The sequence below is a fragment of the Bradyrhizobium erythrophlei genome, assembly GCF_900142985.1.
Taxonomy (GTDB): Bacteria; Pseudomonadota; Alphaproteobacteria; order Rhizobiales; family Xanthobacteraceae; genus Bradyrhizobium; species Bradyrhizobium erythrophlei_B.
The window spans coordinates 4,887,880-4,905,833 of sequence record NZ_LT670849.1; the positions used below are offsets into that span (position 1 = coordinate 4,887,880).

Annotated in this window: 17 protein-coding genes; 8 read left to right on the top strand and 9 right to left on the bottom strand. The window is 62.3% G+C overall.

Annotated elements, in window-relative coordinates:
• The first annotated feature begins 18 nt into the window (after nucleotides 1-18).
• The 4 genes from BUA38_RS23225 to BUA38_RS23240 all read left to right on the top strand — a co-directional run bounded on the left by BUA38_RS23225 (nucleotide 19) and on the right by BUA38_RS23240 (nucleotide 3,946).
• Entirely contained in the window at nucleotides 19-1,971 is a 1,953-nt protein-coding gene (locus tag BUA38_RS23225) for an ABC transporter permease (RefSeq protein ID WP_072821528.1), read from the top strand.
• A complete protein-coding gene (locus tag BUA38_RS23230) occupies nucleotides 1,968-2,783 on the top strand; it encodes an ABC transporter ATP-binding protein (protein WP_072821530.1) in 816 nt (271 codons plus the stop codon). Before BUA38_RS23225 ends, BUA38_RS23230 begins: the two co-directional genes overlap by 4 nt.
• Nucleotides 2,770-3,555: an ABC transporter ATP-binding protein gene (locus tag BUA38_RS23235; RefSeq protein ID WP_072821532.1), complete on the top strand. Its 786-nt coding sequence runs from the start codon at nucleotides 2,770-2,772 to the stop codon at nucleotides 3,553-3,555. The genes BUA38_RS23230 and BUA38_RS23235 overlap by 14 nt, the downstream gene beginning before the upstream one ends.
• 205 nt (nucleotides 3,556-3,760) lie before the next feature.
• Nucleotides 3,761-3,946 (top strand): hypothetical protein, encoded by a 186-nt coding sequence (locus BUA38_RS23240; RefSeq protein WP_072821533.1) that lies wholly within the window; start codon nucleotides 3,761-3,763, stop codon nucleotides 3,944-3,946.
• Nucleotides 3,947-4,098: 152 nt separating this feature from the next.
• On the opposite strand, the gene BUA38_RS23245 is transcribed toward BUA38_RS23240, so the two are convergent.
• A complete protein-coding gene (locus BUA38_RS23245; protein ID WP_072821535.1) occupies nucleotides 4,099-5,277 on the bottom strand; it encodes a Gfo/Idh/MocA family protein in 1,179 nt (392 codons plus the stop codon).
• Nucleotides 5,278-5,439: 162 nt separating this feature from the next.
• Entirely contained in the window at nucleotides 5,440-6,408 is a 969-nt protein-coding gene (locus BUA38_RS23250) for a PDR/VanB family oxidoreductase (RefSeq protein WP_072821536.1), read from the bottom strand.
• A gap of 128 nt (nucleotides 6,409-6,536) precedes the next feature.
• Here BUA38_RS23250 and BUA38_RS36995 point away from each other — a divergent pair, with 128 nt between their 5' ends.
• From BUA38_RS36995 to BUA38_RS23265, 3 genes are all read left to right on the top strand, one after another.
• Nucleotides 6,537-7,100 (top strand): MarR family winged helix-turn-helix transcriptional regulator, encoded by a 564-nt coding sequence (locus BUA38_RS36995; protein WP_156898670.1) that lies wholly within the window; start codon nucleotides 6,537-6,539, stop codon nucleotides 7,098-7,100.
• 262 nt (nucleotides 7,101-7,362) lie between these two features.
• Nucleotides 7,363-7,836: a (2Fe-2S)-binding protein gene (locus BUA38_RS23260; protein ID WP_072821538.1), complete on the top strand. Its 474-nt coding sequence runs from the start codon at nucleotides 7,363-7,365 to the stop codon at nucleotides 7,834-7,836.
• Between the two features lie 2 nt (nucleotides 7,837-7,838).
• Nucleotides 7,839-10,034, top strand: coding sequence for a xanthine dehydrogenase family protein molybdopterin-binding subunit (locus BUA38_RS23265; protein WP_072821540.1), 2,196 nt, complete (start codon nucleotides 7,839-7,841; stop codon nucleotides 10,032-10,034).
• Nucleotides 10,035-10,238: 204 nt separating this feature from the next.
• Here the strand turns inward: BUA38_RS23265 and BUA38_RS23270 are convergent, their stop codons facing one another.
• Entirely contained in the window at nucleotides 10,239-10,481 is a 243-nt protein-coding gene (locus tag BUA38_RS23270; protein ID WP_072826361.1) for a hypothetical protein, read from the bottom strand.
• Nucleotides 10,482-10,691: 210 nt separating this feature from the next.
• On the opposite strand from BUA38_RS23270, the gene BUA38_RS23275 reads away from it, so the two are divergent.
• Complete coding sequence (locus BUA38_RS23275) at nucleotides 10,692-11,042, top strand: hypothetical protein (protein WP_072821542.1); 351 nt, start codon at nucleotides 10,692-10,694, stop codon at nucleotides 11,040-11,042.
• A gap of 52 nt (nucleotides 11,043-11,094) precedes the next feature.
• Here BUA38_RS23275 and BUA38_RS23280 read toward each other — a convergent pair whose 3' ends face one another.
• From BUA38_RS23280 to BUA38_RS23305, 6 genes are all read right to left on the bottom strand, one after another.
• The gene (locus BUA38_RS23280; protein WP_072821544.1) at nucleotides 11,095-11,379 is read right to left on the bottom strand and encodes a hypothetical protein; all 285 of its coding nucleotides are present in this window, start codon (nucleotides 11,377-11,379) and stop codon (nucleotides 11,095-11,097) included.
• A gap of 51 nt (nucleotides 11,380-11,430) precedes the next feature.
• Nucleotides 11,431-12,726 (bottom strand): glycoside hydrolase family 130 protein, encoded by a 1,296-nt coding sequence (locus BUA38_RS23285; RefSeq protein ID WP_072821546.1) that lies wholly within the window; start codon nucleotides 12,724-12,726, stop codon nucleotides 11,431-11,433.
• A 32-nt stretch (nucleotides 12,727-12,758) separates the two neighbouring features.
• Nucleotides 12,759-15,041, bottom strand: coding sequence for a glycosyltransferase family 4 protein (locus tag BUA38_RS23290; protein WP_072821548.1), 2,283 nt, complete (start codon nucleotides 15,039-15,041; stop codon nucleotides 12,759-12,761).
• Complete coding sequence (locus BUA38_RS23295; RefSeq protein WP_072821550.1) at nucleotides 15,038-16,009, bottom strand: class I mannose-6-phosphate isomerase; 972 nt, start codon at nucleotides 16,007-16,009, stop codon at nucleotides 15,038-15,040. The genes BUA38_RS23290 and BUA38_RS23295 overlap by 4 nt, the downstream gene beginning before the upstream one ends.
• 351 nt (nucleotides 16,010-16,360) lie before the next feature.
• On the bottom strand, nucleotides 16,361-16,837 hold the full coding sequence (locus tag BUA38_RS23300; protein ID WP_072821551.1) for a hypothetical protein: 477 nt from the start codon (nucleotides 16,835-16,837) through the stop codon (nucleotides 16,361-16,363).
• Between the two features lie 186 nt (nucleotides 16,838-17,023).
• Nucleotides 17,024-17,878, bottom strand: coding sequence for an alpha/beta fold hydrolase (locus BUA38_RS23305; protein ID WP_072821553.1), 855 nt, complete (start codon nucleotides 17,876-17,878; stop codon nucleotides 17,024-17,026).
• Nucleotides 17,879-17,954: the final 76 nt, after the last annotated feature.

Genomic DNA, 17,954 nt, shown 5'->3' on the forward strand with positions numbered 1-17,954 from the left:
GGCAAGTGAGCTTGCCACGTGCTTGAGTTCATCCAGATCGCGATCGGAGGGCTCGTCGTCGGCAGCATCTATGCTGCGATCGCGCTCGGCTTCTCGCTGGTCTACCGCGTCACCGGCGCGATCAATCTCTCGCAAGGCGGCTTCGCGCTCGTCTCCGCGATGATCGGCTACACCTTTGCGGTCGCCTGGGGCTGGCCGCTGGTGTTCGCGATCCCCGCCGCGGTAGCGACGACCGTGATCGCGGGCGTGGCGCTGGCGCGCTTTACCTTCGTGCCGGCCTTGAGCCGGCTTTCCAACGCCAATGTGCTGATGCTGACCGCCGGCATCCTCACCATGATCGAGGGATTTTCGCTCGTAGTCTGGGGCAGCCAGCCCTATGCGACGCCGCCGTTCTCCGGCGAAAAGCCGCTTGTCTTCGGCGCGATCCTGATTCCGACGCAGGCGTTCTGGGTATTTGGCGCCACCGCGCTTTCGATTTTCGCGCTGTGGTTTCTGATCGCCAGAACGAAACTCGGTAAAGGCTTAAGGGCCTGTGCGGAGAATCCCGCCGCCGCGAGCCTGATGGGCATCGACGTGCCGAGAATGACGCTGTTGAGTTTTGGCCTTGCAACGCTGATCGCGGCGATTTCGGGCGTGATCGTCGCACCAACCACCTCGCTGCAATTCGACACCGGGCGTCTCTTCACGATTTCCGGATTCGTGGCGGCCGCCATCGGCGGCATCGCCTCGTTTCCCGGTGCGGTCATCGGCGGGCTTTTTCTCGGTCTCGTCACGCAGCTCTCGACTGCCTATATCTCCTCGCTGTTTTCGAGCGCGATCTCGCTGCTCATTCTGCTGGTGGTGCTGATCTGGCGGCCGCAAGGCCTGATCCAGGCCGGCGTCCCGCGCCGGCAGGATACGCGCGATGAAGTGAAGGCCGCAGGCCACGCCGCGAAACTCCCCGCCCATCTCGGCTGGCCGCTCGCGGCGCTCGCCGTCATCGTGGCCGCGCTCATTCCCTTCGTCGTCACCGACAACGGCATCCTCAGCGGGCTCGTGATTGCCGCGATCCTGTTCATGGCGCTGATGGGGCTCGATGTGCTGATGGGCTATGCCGGGCAGGTCAGCCTCGGACAGGCCGGCTTCATGGCGATCGGCGGTTATACCTCCGGCTATCTCGCGATCAACTATGACACCGCGCCGGTGCTTTCGATCCTGGCCGGCATCGGCGTGTCGCTGGCTTGTGCATTGGTGCTTTCGGTGGTGACGCTGCGGCTACGCGGGCTTTATCTGGCGCTGGCCACGCTCGCCTTCGGGCTTCTGGTCGATTCCTGCGCCGTCGGCTTCCTCGACATCACTGGCGGGCCGTCGGGCCTCGTCGGTATTCCCTCGTTTTCGGTGGCGGGCTTCACCTTCGCCTCGCCACGGGCGATGTATTATCTCGTGCTCGCGCTGGACGTGATTATCCTGGTCGGGCTGGTTGGCGCGATGCGCTCGGGCTTTGGCCGCGCGCTGAAGGCGATCCGCTCCGACCAGATGGCCGCCGCCGCGCTCGGCGTCAACGTCGTGCGCTATAAGCTCGCGGCGTTCCTGATCAGCGTGGCCTTGGCCTCGCTCGCCGGCAGTCTTTACGCGTTCTTCTTCAACTTTCTCAGCCCCGAGATGGTCGGCACTTCGCGCTCGCTTGAACTGGTGGCGATGCTGATCATCGGCGGCGAAAGCACGCTGGTCGGCGGTCTGTTCGGCGCGCTGCTCCTGACGCTGCTGCCGGTGATTTTCGCGCCGCTCGCGATCTACAAGACCTTTGCTTCGGGCGCGCTACTCGTCATCAGCTTCCTGCATCTGCCGCAAGGGATTTACGGCGCGCTGATCGAGATCATCACGCGGCTTGGCCGTTCGCGCGACGTTTCCGCGGCGAAGGCCAGCGCAGCGGATAACAAGGCCAGCGCCTCCGATAACAAGGTCAGTGCCAATCAGGTGCAGGCGTCATGAGCGCGACCGACACACAAGCGCAAGCAAGTGAAAGCGCGATCCTGAGTGTACGCAACCTCGCCAAGAGCTTTGGCGGGTTGAAAGCCATCAACGACGTGTCGTTCGACGCGCAAGCGGGCGAAGTGACCGCGCTGATCGGGCCTAATGGAGCGGGCAAGACCACCGTCTTCAATCTCGTCACCAACATCATGTCGCGCGATGCGGGGAGGGTGATGTTTGCGGGCCGCGATCTGGCTAATCTGTCGCCGGTGAAGATCGCTAGTCTGGGCCTGATCCGCACTTTCCAGTCGGCGCGGGTGTTTCCCGGCATGACGGCGATCGAGAACGTGATGGTCGGCGGCCATCGCCTTGGCCGTCATTCGTTGCCGAGCCAGTCGCTGTGGCTCCCCGGTGCGCGCGATGAGGAACGGACGTTGCGCCTGCGCGCCGAGGAGATGCTCGAGCTCGTCGGTCTCGCGCCCTTTGCCGACATGCATGCGACCGAATTGCCGATGGGCGCGCAGAAGCTGCTGGAGGTGGTGCGCGCGCTGATGGCGCAGCCGAAACTGCTTTGTCTCGATGAGCCGGCAGCGGGCCTCAACGACACCGAAACCCAGGAGCTCGCCAATCTGTTGCGTGCGATCCGAAAGCTCGGCATTCCCGTACTTGTCGTCGAGCACAACATGTCGCTGGTGATGAATGTCGCCGGCCGTATCGTGGTGCTCGATTCCGGCGCGATCATCGCGACCGGCACGCCGGCGGAAGTGCAGAGCAACAGCCGCGTGATCGAGGCGTATCTGGGGCGAGAGGGGCAGGGCCATGCCGCTACTTGAGCTCAAGTCACTGGCGATCGGCTATGGCCATCATCGCGTGCTGGAAGATATCAACCTCACGCTGCAACGCGGCGAGATCGTCACGCTATTGGGCGCGAACGGCGCCGGCAAGTCGACGCTCGCCAAAGCCGTCTCCGGCCTGTTGCGCCCGCAGGCGGGGTCCATCCTGCTCGAAGGCGAAGCGATCGAGACGCTGTCGCCTGCGATGCGGCTACAACGCGGCATCGCGCACGTGCCGGAGGGCCGGCAGATCTTTGCCGGCATGACGGTTGCGGAAAACCTTGCGCTCGGTGGCTATGCGGTCTCCAAGGCGGACGCCGCCGCGCAACTGGAAACCGTGGGCTCGCTATTCCCGGTGCTGCGTGAGCGCATGAACGATATCGCCGGCAATTTCTCCGGCGGGCAGCAGCAGATGCTGGCCATCGCACGTGGCCTGATGGCGAAGCCGAAAATCCTCCTGCTCGATGAGCCCTCGCTCGGTGTCGCGCCGCTATTGGTCGCTGAAATCTTCCGCCTGATCGTGGCGTTGCGCCAACAAGGCATCACCATCCTGCTGGCCGAGCAGAATGCGAAGGCTGCGCTGTCGATCGCCGATCGCGGCTATGTGTTCGAGAACGGCCGCATCACGCTGTCCGGCGTGGCGAAGGACTTGTTGGAGTCGAAGGAAATCGCCGAACGCTATCTCGGCATGAGCGGCACGACGGAAGCCTCCGACGCGGCGGGCGCGGCGCTGGCGGCGAAATTGCGCGGTGTGATGTTTGGGGCAGAATGAGCGGCTAACCCTCATGGTGAGGAGGCGCGGCACCCGAGCAGGCCGAGCTATAGCGAGGCCGTCGCGAATGGTGCAAAATGAAACGAGCCGTCTCCGGACGATGCTTTGCATCGCCGGGAGAACCATGAGGCCGATACCCCTCCTTCGAGACGCGGCCGTTCGGCCGCTCCTCAGGATGAGGCCTGAGCAAGCGGGTAAAACAACCATGGCACTGATCCGCATCGAGCCGAAACTGGACGCCTCATCCGGTCTTTATTGCGTCGAGATCTTCCATCCGGCCGAGGCCGAGCAGCCGTTCGTCACCACCGAGCCGCGCTACAAGACCGCCGCCGCCGCCGAGAACGACGTGATCGCAATCATTGCGTCGCGGGCGAATAGTGCGAAGGCGTGACGCAGATGCCTCCTTAACCTCTCCCCTTGTGGGAGAGGTCGGCTGCGAAGCACCCGGGAGAGGGGTAATCTTATTCAGACTGCAACCCCTCTCCCCAACCCTCTCCCACAAGGGGAGAGGGAGCTCACTGCCGTTACGGCGACGAGCAGCGATCAAACTTGATTGTTTAACTCCACCTCTTGCCCCGTCTTCGCCGCCTCCAGGATCGCGAGACAAATCTCCAGTGTCGCCAGTCCCCATTCGCCGGAATGCAGCGGCGGCGTGCCTGATATGGCAGCGGCATAGAGTTCGTCGACGACCTCGGCGCGCGGAATCTTCGGCGCGGGGAGCTCGTCGAGATGGCGCGCCTTGTCGCCATAGACCATGACGCCGTGCGGCAACGGGCGGAGGTCGGCGTGCTCGCAGCTTGCGACAACGAGCCCGAAATGGTTGTGCGCGATCTCGCCATCGATGCGAAACGCGTCGCTCCCCGAGGTGCCATAGGCGCGGGCGTTCTTCAGCGCGATCTCCTCCGTCACGCTGGAGGCTTTGAGCAGGTTTTGCCGGGCGCGGCCGTAGGACGCCTCGCCGTCGCGGCCTTGCCCGAGTTCGCCCCACCAGCCCATGAACTCGTCAGTGTCGAAATGCGCGTAGCCGCTATAGGTCAGCGACGCAAAGCTGCCGTCGGCGAACTTGATCTGCGCGGAATATGCCCCTTCGGTGCTGCGCGCGGCGTCCCAGTTGCCGGTGAAGGCGCGAATCGACGTCGCCTTGGCCTGCGCCAGCAGGCGGACGATATCGACCTGGTGCGCGGCCTGGCTGAACACCACGCCCCCGCCCTGGCTGGTGTCGAGTTCTTCCGGCCGGCGCGGGCGATAGAGGAAGTCCGTGAAGTTCAACGCATTGATCATGCGGACATGGCCGTAGGCGCCGCTCCGGATCATCGCGCGCGCCCTTAAGTAAGGCAGGTCGAAGCTGTGGCTGTGGCCGACCAGAAGCGTGATGTTGGCTTCACGCGCCGCCGCGATCATTTCCTGACATTCCGCGACCGACAGCGCCATCGGTTTCTCGACCAGCGCGTGCTTGCCGTACTTGGCGGCAAGTTTCACATGCGCGACGTGAAACTGATGCGGCGAGGCGATGTAGACGGCGCTCAGGTCGGGATCGGCGCACAGCGCTTCGGCGTCTTCAAAGCTCTTGGCGTTGAATTCATGCGCAAAGCGCTCGCGGGCGTCTGCGCGGGGATCGCTGGCGGCGGTGAGTTGAATGCGCGGGTCGGCCGTAAAGGTCGGCAGCATCAGGGTGAAGGCGCGGCCGAGACCGATGACGCCGAGTTTTAAGGGTTCGATCATGATCACCCCCAACTCGTCATGCCCGGCCTTGTGCGGGCATCCACGTCTTTTTCACCATCCGCAAGGAAGACGTGGATGGCCGGGCATAGGCGAGCGGAAGCGACGCCGTTCTTCGAACGGCTATGCCCGGCCATGACTGAAAATAGGTTTCCCCGCTCATCCCTAAATCTCCAGCGTCAGTGTCGATGATTTCGCGCGGCTGACGCAAATCATGATGTCGCGCTTCTTCTCATCGTCCGAGAGCACGAGGTCGCGATGGTCCGGTTCGCCCTCGGTAAAGCGGCAGCGGCACGTGCCGCAGGTGCCGCTCTCGCAGGAACTCGGCAAAACATGGCCATGTTGCCGCAGCGTATCGAGGATCGAGATATGGGCTGCGACCTCGTAGGTCGCGCCGCTCTTCGAAAGCCTGACCTCGAACTTGACGTCATCGGCATGGGGCGCCGAGGCGCCGACAAAATCCTCGAAATGCACCGCCGAGTCCGGCCAGTGGCCGGTCATGTCGCGCACCGCGTCCATCAACCCGCGCGGGCCGCAGCAATAAAGATGCGCGCCGTGCTGTTGTTCCAATACCGGCCACAGATCATAGGCCTGGCCGGGATCGCCGTCGTCGTGATGCAGCACGACCTTTCCTTCAAACGTGGGCTGCGCAAACTCCTCGCGAAACGCCATCATCGAGGGGGTTCGCGTGAAGTAATAGAGCATGAAATTCGATGTGCCGTGCCGCAGGCAGTGCAGGATCATGGCGCGGATCGGCGTGATGCCGATGCCGCCGGCAATGAAGATCAGCCGCTTCGGCTCGGCCGCCGCCATCTCGAATTCGTTTTCCGGCGGCTCGGCGGTAACCGTATCGCCTTCGTTGACGTCGCGGGTAAAACTCAGCGAACCGCCGCGGCCGGTGGTCTCCTGCTTCACCGCGATCAGGTAGCGGTCGCGCTCAGCAGGGTCGTTGCAGAGCGAGTAGCGCCGCTTCTGTCCGGAAGGGGCGGTCACGGTGATATGCGAGCCCGGCGCGAATGCGGGCAACTCGCCGCCGTCGCCTGCGCGCAGTTCGAACAGGAACACGCCGTCGGCGATTTCCGACTTGTGGCGGACTTTCAGGGTCAGTTCCCGCGTCTCGGGATCGGTCGTCATGGCGTCCTCGGGGGCTCCTGACCGAATACTTAGCTTGCTAAGCAAATTCTGCAACCCCTGATGCAGGGACGAGAGGTGCCATTTGCCTGTCGTTGACGAATGTGCAATCTGGGGTGAGACGGAGCATCGTGACCAGCTTGAAGAAATCCACCGCCAGGAAGAAAGCCAGCAAGGCCAGCCTGACCAAGGCCAGCCCCGCCAAGCGGCGTGCGGTCGCCGAGGCCGAGCTGCCGTTTGCCGACAGCGTCGGCTACCAGGTCCGCGCCACCCATCGTGCGCTGCAACGCTTCCTGCAGTTCAAGATCGAGCCGCACGGCATCACCACCGGCATGTGGTACTTCCTGCGCGCGCTCTGGCATGAGGATGGCCTGACCCAGCGGGAGCTTTCGAATCGCGTCGGCACCATGGAGCCGACCACGCTGAGCGCCATTCTGGTGATGGAAAAGAAGGGGCTGGTCCGCCGGGTTCGCAACGCGGACGATCGCCGGAAATGGCACATCCATCTGACACCAAAGGGGCGCGCGGCGAAGGCGAGGCTGCTGCCGCTGGCGCGGGAGGTGGTCGATACCGCAGTGCAAAATCTCTCCCGCAGCGAGGTCGCGCAACTCTTGAAGAACCTCGCCGACGTGCAGAACAGCCTGAACACGACGCTCGCCCGGCTCGATGGCGCAAATAACGCTACGGTCGAATAGCCCAACGGCGCAATAGGTCTCCCTCTCCCCTCATCCTGAGGAGCCGCGGAGCGGCGTCTCGAAGGATGAGGTCGATACCGGGGCCTCATGGTTCGAGACGCGCCAGGGGCGCTCCTCACCAGAGGGGCAAGAGCAGCTTATGATGCTATGAAAATAAGCCGCAAGTTCGCGCCGGCTCTCAGGCCTGATCTGCGCCCAAAGCCTATGGGCAAGAAACGGACGCGCCAGTATGCTCCGCCCGCCTGATTTGGGAGGAATGCATATGGCAAAACTCAATATCAACGGCACAGTCAGAGAAGTTTCGGCGGAGGCCGATACACCCTTGCTGTGGGTTATCCGGGAACATGTCGGTCTCACCGGCACCAAGTATGGTTGCGGCATCGCCCAGTGCGGCGCCTGTTCGGTTCACTTCAACGGCGAAGTTCAGCGCTCCTGCCAGATCCCGCTCGGACAGATCACCGAAAGCGACGTGATCGTCACGATCGAAGGATTGTCGTCCAACACCTCGCATCCGGTGCAGAAGGCGTGGGCTGCGGTCGACGTGCCGCAATGCGGCTACTGCCAGTCCGGCCAGATCATGGCCGCCGCGGCGCTCCTGAAGAAGAATCCGAAGCCGACCGACAAGGACATCGACGAAGCGATGACCAATATCTGCCGCTGCGGCACCTATCAGCGCATCCGCGAGGCCGTGCACATGGCGGCCAATGGCGGCGGCACCACCGGGCAGGGAGGTTAGTCATGAATCGTCCTGTCACGGAAAAGCATCTCAAACTTTCGCGCCGCGATTTCATCATCGGGTCGGCGGCGATCGCAGGCGGCGGATTGGCGCTCGGCATGAACGTGCCGTTCGCCTATGCCGAAGGCACGCCGGCGGGCGCGACGCAAGTCAACCTCTGGGTCGCGATCAAGCCGGATGATACCTGCGTGATTCGCGTCGCGCGCTCCGAAATGGGGCAGGGCACGCTCACGGGTCTCGCGCAGCTCGTTGCCGAAGAACTCGAATGCGACTGGGCCAAGGTGACGACGCAAGGCGTCACGCCGGGCGAAAATCTCGCCTCCAAGCGCGCCTGGGGTGAAATGGGCACCGGCGGTAGCCGCGGCATCCGTACCTCGCAGGATTATGTTCGCAAGGGTGGCGCCGCTGCGCGCATGATGCTTGTTCAGGCCGCGGCTACTCAGTTGAACGTCCCGGTCGGCGAACTCACCGTGTCGAAGGGCGTCATTGCGCACGGTGCGAGCCAACGCAGCTTGCGTTACGGCGAAGTCGCAGCCGCGGCCGGCAAATTGACGCCGCCCGACACCAAGGACATCAAGCTCAAGGACCCCAAGACCTGGACGATTGCCGGCCGAGCGTTGAAGCGGCTCGATACCGCCGACAAGCTCGACGGCAGCAAGATCTTTGCGATCGACTTGAAGCTGCCCGGCATGCTCTGCGCCGCGATCAAGGATTGCCCGGTGTTCGGCGGCAAGCTCAAAAGCTACGACGAGAGCAAGGTGCTGGGAATGCCCGGCGTCAAGAAGGTGGTCAAGGTCAAGGACACCGGCGTTGCCGTCGTCGCCGACACCTGGTGGCGCGCCAAGAAGGCGCTCGATGCGCTGCCGATCGTCTGGGACGAAGGCGAGAACGCCACCAAGTCCTCGGCGACGATCGCGGAGATGATGAAAGAGGGCCTCACCGCGACCGCGACCAATGGCGAACGGCAGAACGGCGATGCCTTGAAGGCGATTGCCGAAGCGCCGAAGAAGCTCGAGGCGACGTACTCCACGCCGTTCCTCGCGCATGCGCCGCTGGAAATGATGAACTGCACGGTAAAACTCTCGGCAGACCGGGCGGACGCCTGGGTGCCGACGCAGAACCTCGAAGCGTCGCTTGCGGCGCTGTCGGAATCATCAGGCGTTCCGCTCGCGAATTGCGAAATCCATCGCCACGACCTCGGCGGCGGTTTCGGACGGCGCGGCGGCACGCAGGACTATGTCCACCAGGCCGCCGAGATCGCAAAGTCCTTCCCGGATACGCCGATCAAGATGATCTGGACCCGTGAGGAAGATCAGGCGCACGATTTCTACCGCCCGATCTCCCAGTGCAAGCTGTCCGCCGGTCTCGATAACGACGGCAAACTGGTCGGCCTGCATGTTCGCGTGTCCGGCCAGTCGATCAACGCGATCGCCAATCCCAACGCGATCGTCAACGGCAAGGACATGCGGCAGTTGCAGGGCTATTACGACACGCCCGGCGACGCGCAGCTCGGCTACGACGTGCCGAACCTCCTGATCGAGTACGCCATGCGCAACAGCCATGTGCCGGTCGGTCCGTGGCGCGGCGTCAACACCAACCAGAACGCCGTCTACATGGAATGCTTCATGGAGGAGTTGGCGCGGGCGGCGGGCAAGGATTCGCTCGAATTCCGCCGTGCGCTGATGAAGGAGCATCCCAAGCATCTCGCCGTGCTCGAGGCGGTGGCGGAGAAGGCCGGGTGGGGCACGCCATTGCCTGCGGGCGTTCATCGCGGCCTCGCCCAGTTCATGGGCTATGGCAGCTACTCGGCAGCGGTCGCCGAAGTATCAGTGAGCCCGCAAGGCAAGCTGAAAGTTCATCGCATGGTGCTCGGCGTCAATTCCGGCCATGCGGTCAACCCCGGCCAGATCGAGGCGCAGGTGCAGGGCTCGGTGGCGTTTGGTTTGACGGCGACCCTCTACGGCGAAATGCCGGTCGAGAAAGGCCGCATGACCAGCCTCAACTTCGACTCATACGAGATCATGCGCCTTGCCGAAATGCCGAAGGTCGAAACCGTGATCGTGCCGACCTACGATTTCTGGGGCGGCATCGGCGAGCCGACCATCTGCGTGGTCGCGCCATCGGTGATGAACGCGATCTATGCGGCGACGGGCAAGCCGGTGCGCAGCCTGCCGCTGAAGAACGTCAAGCTGGTGTGAGGCGCAAGGTAGTTGTCAAACCCTCGTGGTGAGGAGCGCGAAGCGCGTCTCGAACCATGAGGCCCAGATGTCGGCCTCATCCTTCGAGACGCCGCTTTGGCGGCTCCTCAGGATGAGGGGAGATAGTAGACAACCGCCCGCGTGCTTCCGATCGAGGAAGCCCGCGGGCGAAGTTTTTTGACGTCGTCTCTTAAATTCCAGACTTTAGTCGTTGTGATGAATGACGGTTTTGCTGCGGTTGCCGTCACTGTCTTCCTTCTTGATCACCGTGGTGCGATCGCGGTCGGGCTCATCCCGCTTGATCACGGTCTTTTCCTCGACACGGTCGCGGTGCTCGCCAACGGTCACGCCGGCGCCGACAGGGCCGACCCGAACGCCGACATCGTCGGCCAGGGCCGGCGCGGCCAAAGCGCAGGTCGCGGCGGCCGTCAATAGAATCTTCCTCATTGCATCCTCCTTCTGTCCAATGGAGGTCCAACCGTTGGGCCTAGGCGCCGTTCCGGGAACGCGCGCACAAAAATTTCGCATTTTTGCAAAATCGGTGGGATCATTTGTCTGTTCCATCGCCACACTTGAACCATCAGCCTATGGAACAGGAGCAGCCGCCCGACGATTCTCGGGCTATTGTCTTGTTGAAAGTCGTGGGGCGCGCGTCGCATGTCAGGCCAGGTCGAACTTGTCTTGAAGAAGATTGGTCAATTCCTGCGCCCGATCAGCGAGGCGCCAAAGGACGGCCGCTGGATTCTGGCCAAGTCCGCCGACGGCTTCAAAGTCTGCCACTGGGATCGCAATCCGCCCGGCCTTGCGGGTCCGACTTGGACCGAAGCCAATGACGCCTCGCGCGGCTACCTCGACGATTATTTCGAAGGCTGGATCGATCCGGCCGAGCTGAAATTGTGGGACTACGCCACGCTCGCCGATCTCCTGATCGCCTTTGTCGACGATGCCAACGCGCATGGCGACGAGCGGGCGCTTCGAATTCTCAAGACGCGCGTCGCCAAAGCCTGACGGTCAAGGGTCTGATCGGGGTGCGACAGGATCTGATCGATGGCGCCAGGCCCTATTCCGGCGCGCGAACAAACGGCGGCTTGGTACTCGTTCGTGGCAGCCTGTATTTCACCTTCAGTAGCGATTCTTTCATATCGTCGAAAATAATTTCATCCAGAGTTGCCATTTCGGCCCGCATCGCATTACAGCAGAACACCATCAATCGGTTGGAAACGGGGAGGTTGCTGGCAGACCGGTAGAGCTCCTCACACTCGATCGTCAGGTGTCGCCCACCTTTCGCGCTCGCCAGTGCCAGCCGCGATCGAATCTCTTGCCGGAAATGATCCGTCGAAACCATGTTGCATCCAATGCCTGGCAAGAAATGATCACGGCAGGACAGATTTGAGATTCAGGACATCGCGCGCATGAGGGCTGCGATCTCGATCGTCGCAAAGTTCGAGTAGCTGTCGGATACGGCGTACGGCAAAATGATCTGATCGTTGTGCCGCATCGCCCCGCAGGTATAGACGACGTTGGGGACGTAGCCTTCGCGCTCCGACGGCTCGGGATGCAGCAGCGGGTCGACCGAACGCGCCAGCACCTTGGCGGGATCGTTCCTGTCGAGCAGAGCCGCGCCGATCGAATATTTTCGCAGCGGGCCGACACCGTGCGTGAGCAACAACCAGCCTTCGTCGAGTTCGATCGGTGAACCGCAGTTCCCGATCTGCACGAATTCCCAGGGGAATTGCGGCTTCAGGATCGCGCGACCGCCATCCCACCGGTACAGATCGTTCGAATAGATCAGATAGAGGTTCTCATTGTCCTGGCGCGCGATCATGGCGTATTTGCCGTCGATCCGGCGCGGGAACAATGCCATGCCCTTGTTGCGCGCGGCGTTGCCTTGCAGCGGCGTCATTCGAAACGACCGGAAGTCGTTCGTCTCGAGCAACTCCGATCGGATCGCCCTGCCCGTATAGGCGGTATAGGTCGCGTAATAGGTCGTCCGGCCGCCATCGCTGAATTGGACGAAGCGAGCGTCTTCGATGCCCTGCGACTGATACTCCGTGACCGGGAAGATGACGCGCTCGCTGATGTCCATGTCTTCTTCGAAGGTGACCCCAACCTCGTCGCCGAGGGGGCCGGGTATTCGATGACTGATCCGGGGACTCGAGGCGAGCCGGGTGGGCGGATCGACCGCCAGGCTGCCGTCGGCTGCGATGGTACCGGTGCGGAACGTCAGCGAAGATACGTGCCCCTCGCCAACGGCACGAAGGCTGAGAATGAAGCGCAAGCCGCCTTCCGGCGCGCCGGACTGGTCGGGGTGTGCGACGATGCTGGGATTGAACAGCGCCGAGGCTTCGAAAGAATATTCGTTCAGAAAATAGGCGCCGAGAAGCTGGCGCTGGGTTTCGGAAAAGACGTCGTGTGCCGCGAGCGCATCTTCCATTTCGTCGGCGCGAAGCTCGAAGGTCTCCACCAAATTGCGATGCCGGCCTTGAAAGTTTTCCAGCACGTCCGCCAACAGACTGGCCGCGACCTTCGGGTCGAGTGCGAGAAGGCGTTCGACGATATGGTTCGCACGCGTCTTGTCGGTCGGGTTGAGATCGCGGGGCTCGGTTGCCGGCTTGAAAGGGCGCACGATCACGCGCGCGGGGTCGGGACGAAGGTGAAGTGCCTGCCGATGCAGGAAAGAGGCTTGCGACAAGTTGCCCTCGGTTCGCTGGAGTGGGGGTAAAATCAGGCGCCGATGGAACGAAGCGCCGCAGGAGCAGCGACGCCGACATTGACGCGCGCAAGCTGACGAATATCGGCAAGCCCGAGCAGATATGAGACGACGGATTCGCCGCCGCGATTTTCGTTGGCGCGATCGGGATGCAATCCGTCGCGGCAACTGCCGGTCTCGGGATCGACGAGCACGATCGACAAATCGTTGCGGCCGAGGAACCATGCGAAAACGTTGGTTGCGATCGCCTTCCATTCGACATCACCATCCGCCCGCCACGCAGTCAGGCAGGCGGCGATGGTCGCCGTAGCCTCCACCGGCTGCTGATCGAACGCACGGGGCGGTTGGCGCAGTTCGCCGAACCCGGCCGTCCCAACGGGGCGGAACTGACCTGTCGGCGTTGTCTGCTGTGTCATCAGCCAGCGCAGCGACCTCAATCCGGCATCAACATAGCCGGGCGTTTGCGTCGCGATGCCCGTCTGCATCAAGGCCTGCGGCAGCCGGGCGTTGTCATAGGCCAGACCTTCCTCGAACCACGACCAGTCCGGCGTCTCGACCGATGCGAGGCCGGACATCAATCCGTCGGCAAGCGAATGCCTGATTTCCCGGGCGCGGAGATCGTCAGGCGCGACGGCGCAATAACCATCCAAACCCAGCAGCGTGAAAGCCGATGCCCGGGGCGATCGAAACGTCATCACGGTGGGCAGCGCTTCGGCAAACAGGGCGGCGGCCCATCGCTGACGCGAGGGGTTCGCATCCCTGCGAGCGCACTCACCCAGCGCCCAGAGGGTTCGCCCATGGCTGTCCTCGGACCCACGATCTTCAAGCCAGGTTCGATTGAAGCCCATGAAATTGCGAAATCGCCTGGTGTCGGGATTCCACGCATGTTGGACGAATGCGGCAAACCGGGCCGTCAATACCTCGGACAGCCGTTTTTCGCCGGGATTGTTGAGAGCGCAGGCAAGCAGCAAGGCTCGCGCATTGTCATCCACGCAATAGCCGTGCGCCCGATCCGGCACCGAATGCACTGCGTGCTGGAACAGACCAGTATCGTCGCACATGGAAAGAAAATGGCCTAGTTGCATGTCCGACGCCGCAGGGCTATGCGCGATCGCAACCGGCCCGGTCCGCGCGACGACCTTGAGCCAGTCGCCATGGCGCGCATTCTCGAATACGGCGATGTAACGCTCCGCCGTGCGCTCCCACGTCATCGACCGGCTGGTGGCATAAGCGCGCTCGCGCATCGCCTGCCGGCGAGGCGCATCGGTGAGCAACAGCGCGATTTCCTTGCCGATCGCGGCCGCGTTGCCGAACGGCACGATCACACCGCGACCGTCGTCCAGCAGCTCCAATGCGTGCCAGTAGGGCGTCGAAACGACCGGCTTGCCCAGCCCGAAGCTGTAGGCAAGCGTCCCCGACGTCATTTGCGCCTCATTGAGATAGGGCGTGACATAGACGTCGCACATCGAAATGAATTCAAGCAAGGTCGCCTGGTCTACGAACTGATCGAGAAATACGACGTGACTCTCGACCCCGAGTTCGCGCACGCGGGTCATCAGGCTCTCGCGATAGGCCTCGCCCTGGTCGCGCACCAGATTGGGATGCGTCGCGCCAAGCACGACGTAGACCGCGTCTGTCCGGCGTTGCAGGATCGAGGGCATGGCGTCGATCATGACCTCGATGCCCTTGCTCGGAGAGAGCAGGCCGAACGTCAGAATGACGGCACGACCGTCGAATCCGAGTTTGGCTTTTGCAGCGTCAGGCTCCGCAAACGGAAATTCGGGGATGCCGTGGGCGATGACCTCGATCTTGTCATCCACCACGCCATAGCTGCTGCGCAGCATCTCCTTTCCCTTGATCGCCATCACGATGATTTTCGAAGATGTCTCGACGAGCCGTTCCATCACCGCGCGTTGGGCGGCGTTCGGCTTGGCCAGCACGGTGTGCAGCGTCGTCACGACCGGCATGTGCAGTCGTGAAAGCAGTTCGAGAATGTAGCCGCCGGCTTCGCCGCCAAATATTCCGAACTCGTGCTGCAGGCAGACGACGTCAAAACGGCCGGCGTTCAGGAAGGCCGCGGCGCGCACATAGTCTTCGACGACATCATCCCTGATCTGAAAAGCGACCGAAGCGGGATAGTCATAGGTTTGACCGTGGTCGTTCACCGCAACGATACAGGTTTCGATGTTTGGCCGTGAGTTCGCAATCGCCCGTTCCAGATCGGTCGTGAAGGTGGCGATACCGCAACGGCGAGGCAACGAATTGCCGATCACGGCGATGCGACGATGCGGCGTCATGCTTGAATCCTGGTGGGGCCTTGAGTCCTGGCGGGGCCTTGCGCCTCGGGTGGGTCCGCGAGTTCCGGAAGCGCGGGAGCCGCTGAACGCATTGGTGTTCCGGACTGCTCACCCAGCGCCAGCAATAGCGAATCGACCGGACGGCTTGCGGGATAGGCGATCAGCACGGTCAGTCCACCGGCGCCGACCTCGATGCTGGTGCGGCCGCCGCCAACAAAGACTGATTGTCCGATGGATACGGCAGACAATCCGATTGCCGCGTGACCATCGAGAACGAGGATCCAGGTCTCAGGCTCGGCAAGCAGCGCCCAGCTTGAACCCTCAGGCAGCTCAGCCCGCTCCAGGACGAAATGCCGGCTCGCAATGAGCGCCGTTCGGACCGGCGTCAGGCGGGCCGGATGGCAGGACGCCCGAAGCGGCCACGGGTGGGCGACCGCGACGCCGTTGTCTTCATGCAATTCGCGTTGCCTTCCAAAATCGAACAGGCGGAATGTCGCGTCGCTGCGCTGCTGAATTTCGGCAAGCACGATCCCGGCGCCGATGGCATGGATGGTGCCGGCCGGGATGTAGATCACGTCGTTCTTCGCGACCGGGCGCCAGTCGACCAGCTCGGTGATGGAACCGTTCCGGATTGATACACTTAGCTGCTGTGGCGTTATGCGGTGCGTCAGTCCCACGCCTATCCGCGCGCCGGGCTCGGCCGAAAGGATATACCATGCCTCGCTCTTGCCGTTCGGCATTCCCATTGCGCGGGCGAAAGTGTCGTCCGGATGAACCTGGATCGATAGCGGTTCGCTGGTGAACAGGAGTTTGAGAAGCAAGGTCGGAGTGCGGGCATCCTTGCCGGCTCGTTCGAACCACAGTTCGCCGATGGCATCATCCGAACCGTCAAGGCTGCTCCAGGGGTGCAGATCGCGGACCCCCCACGGCTTGTGGACGGCCCGTACGGCGGCAAGCTCGGTGGCCATGAGTTGTCCTGATCCATGACGCGCACGTCGGGGCGACGTGCCGTCGGCTGATACATCCGCAAGATTTGGCTTAGCTGAGGCGTCGCGTTTTCGAGCGGACTTCGCCGCAAGAACTGATCACGCTATTGCCCGTTGCGAAGTTCGTGGAAGTGAGTGCTGCGACAGCGCACGAACCGCGGAAAGTGGGCGTTCCCTCGACATATAAGGACTGTTCCACCCGATAACAACCTTCGTTGACCGGTCCGAACGCGAAAGGCCCGATTACGGTGGCGTCGCGGACGCCGCAAGCCGTCCAGCGTTGACCTTTTCCTGAAGCTTTTCGGCCTCAAGCTGTCCGGACGGTCGCTCTCTTCACTGTGGCTCGAAACGGGTCACTATCATGATCGGATAGTTGCGAGACCGGTCAGCCTGAACCACGTAAGCTTGGACCACGGCATAAACTTCCACGGGACTGCCGAGCTTGGCGTCGGCACCTAGGCCGGGGACCAAAACATCCTCAACATAAGCCGCAATTGTTCGCCCCGTGTTCGACGTGAATGTAAAACAATGGTTGATGCTGACCTGCTGAAGGAAATTTTCGGACCCTGTCAGTCGTAACGCCGTCTCGAGCGGTGCGTTGCTGCAGGACACAGGAAACGACCGCAAGGTCGCTACGAACCTGACCTTATCTAGCTCCGCCGTGTAGGAGACGCCTGGACCGTCCGCTTTGGTGATGTCGTTCCATCTCTCGAATACTGCATCGAGCGTGGTTTCTCGGTAACCGCTGAAATTTTGCGCCAAGGCACAGGTGGCGAGGAAAAACAGAACAACAAGCGCGCGCCAGACCAAGCGAGTCTCCTGAAGAATACCACCTTAGATGTGCAACATTATTCTGCAGGTAAGATATTTTCAAGCAAAGCGTCGGAATGACCGGTTGGGTCATTTTTGCCGAGACGGCGGCGCCGAGCGGGCGCTTCGGACTTTGCAAAGCCGCGTCAAGCCGGGCGGATCGGGTGGGCGGTACTCAGCGCGCCGTTATTGCTGCTGCTGATTGGCTGCTGCCGCCGCGAGCAGTCCGGGATCGTCTCGCAGCTTTTCGGCTTCGACCTGTCCGGACGGCGTGTTGTCGTCGAGGAAGCGATCGAGAATCGACTGGATCGTGCTCTTGACGCCGTCCGGGCCGCGGTCGCTCAGCTCGTTATGCTGGTAGGGGGTCTTGACCACGGTGATGCCGGCCTTCTGGCACATCTCCTCGTCTGGTACGACGCCGGGATCAGCCTTGAACACCGGATCCTTGGAGCGGAACGACAGGATCTTGAACTTGCCGTCGGTGATGAAGGGGACACGCAGGTTGTCGAGCGTCACCACCTTCTTGATCAGTTCGGGATGGCGCTTGGCGAAGTACATCGAGATATCGCCGCCATTGGAATGGCCGACCATGGTGAGCCGGTGATAGTCGGCGTTCGGATAGCTGTTCTTCAGCTCGTCCAGCACAAACATGATGTTGGCGATGCCTTTATTGTAATGCGGCCGGCGTCCGACATATTCCTCATCGGCCTGCGTCACCATCGCCCCGTCGGCCTCGATGTCGTGCTGAACGCTCACGACCAGATAGCCGCGCATCGCAAACACGTTCGACAGGAACGAGTATTCGGTGAATTTGACCGTGTTGCCGTGGTTGAGGATCGCCACCGGCAGCGTGATCATGTCGGCGATCGATTCCATTTCGCGGTCGCGTCGCACCGAAATATCGACCTCGACCGGGCGGTCGGTCCGCATCGGGTCGTACAGCGTCAGCGTCTTGTGACGGATCGCCCACTTGCTGGCCGTGAAATAGCCAGCCGCGGCCAGCACGCAAATCGAAAGCAGAATGGTCATTCCGCGTTTCATCGCCGCCTCTCTCGTCTGAAATTGTCGGTTGAAAAAGCCGAGAGCATTTTCTCGCCGTTTCGTCACAGCGGCGTGA

Bases quoted from the DNA above. Each gene is read 5' to 3' on its own strand.
- BUA38_RS23230 (WP_072821530.1), top strand. From the start codon at position 1,968: ATGAGCGCGACCGACACACAAGCGCAAGCAAGTGAAAGCGCGATCCTG.
- BUA38_RS23240 (WP_072821533.1), top strand. From the start codon at position 3,761: ATGGCACTGATCCGCATCGAGCCGAAACTGGACGCCTCATCCGGTCTT.
- BUA38_RS23245 (WP_072821535.1), bottom strand. From the start codon at position 5,277: ATGATCGAACCCTTAAAACTCGGCGTCATCGGTCTCGGCCGCGCCTTC.
- BUA38_RS23275 (WP_072821542.1), top strand. From the start codon at position 10,692: ATGTCAGGCCAGGTCGAACTTGTCTTGAAGAAGATTGGTCAATTCCTG.
- BUA38_RS23280 (WP_072821544.1), bottom strand. From the start codon at position 11,379: ATGGTTTCGACGGATCATTTCCGGCAAGAGATTCGATCGCGGCTGGCA.
- BUA38_RS23290 (WP_072821548.1), bottom strand. From the start codon at position 15,041: ATGACGCCGCATCGTCGCATCGCCGTGATCGGCAATTCGTTGCCTCGC.
- BUA38_RS23235 (WP_072821532.1), top strand. From the start codon at position 2,770: ATGCCGCTACTTGAGCTCAAGTCACTGGCGATCGGCTATGGCCATCAT.
- BUA38_RS23295 (WP_072821550.1), bottom strand. From the start codon at position 16,009: ATGGCCACCGAGCTTGCCGCCGTACGGGCCGTCCACAAGCCGTGGGGG.
- BUA38_RS23250 (WP_072821536.1), bottom strand. From the start codon at position 6,408: ATGACGACCGATCCCGAGACGCGGGAACTGACCCTGAAAGTCCGCCAC.
- BUA38_RS23260 (WP_072821538.1), top strand. From the start codon at position 7,363: ATGGCAAAACTCAATATCAACGGCACAGTCAGAGAAGTTTCGGCGGAG.
- BUA38_RS23270 (WP_072826361.1), bottom strand. From the start codon at position 10,481: ATGAGGAAGATTCTATTGACGGCCGCCGCGACCTGCGCTTTGGCCGCG.
- BUA38_RS23305 (WP_072821553.1), bottom strand. From the start codon at position 17,878: ATGAAACGCGGAATGACCATTCTGCTTTCGATTTGCGTGCTGGCCGCG.
- BUA38_RS23265 (WP_072821540.1), top strand. From the start codon at position 7,839: ATGAATCGTCCTGTCACGGAAAAGCATCTCAAACTTTCGCGCCGCGAT.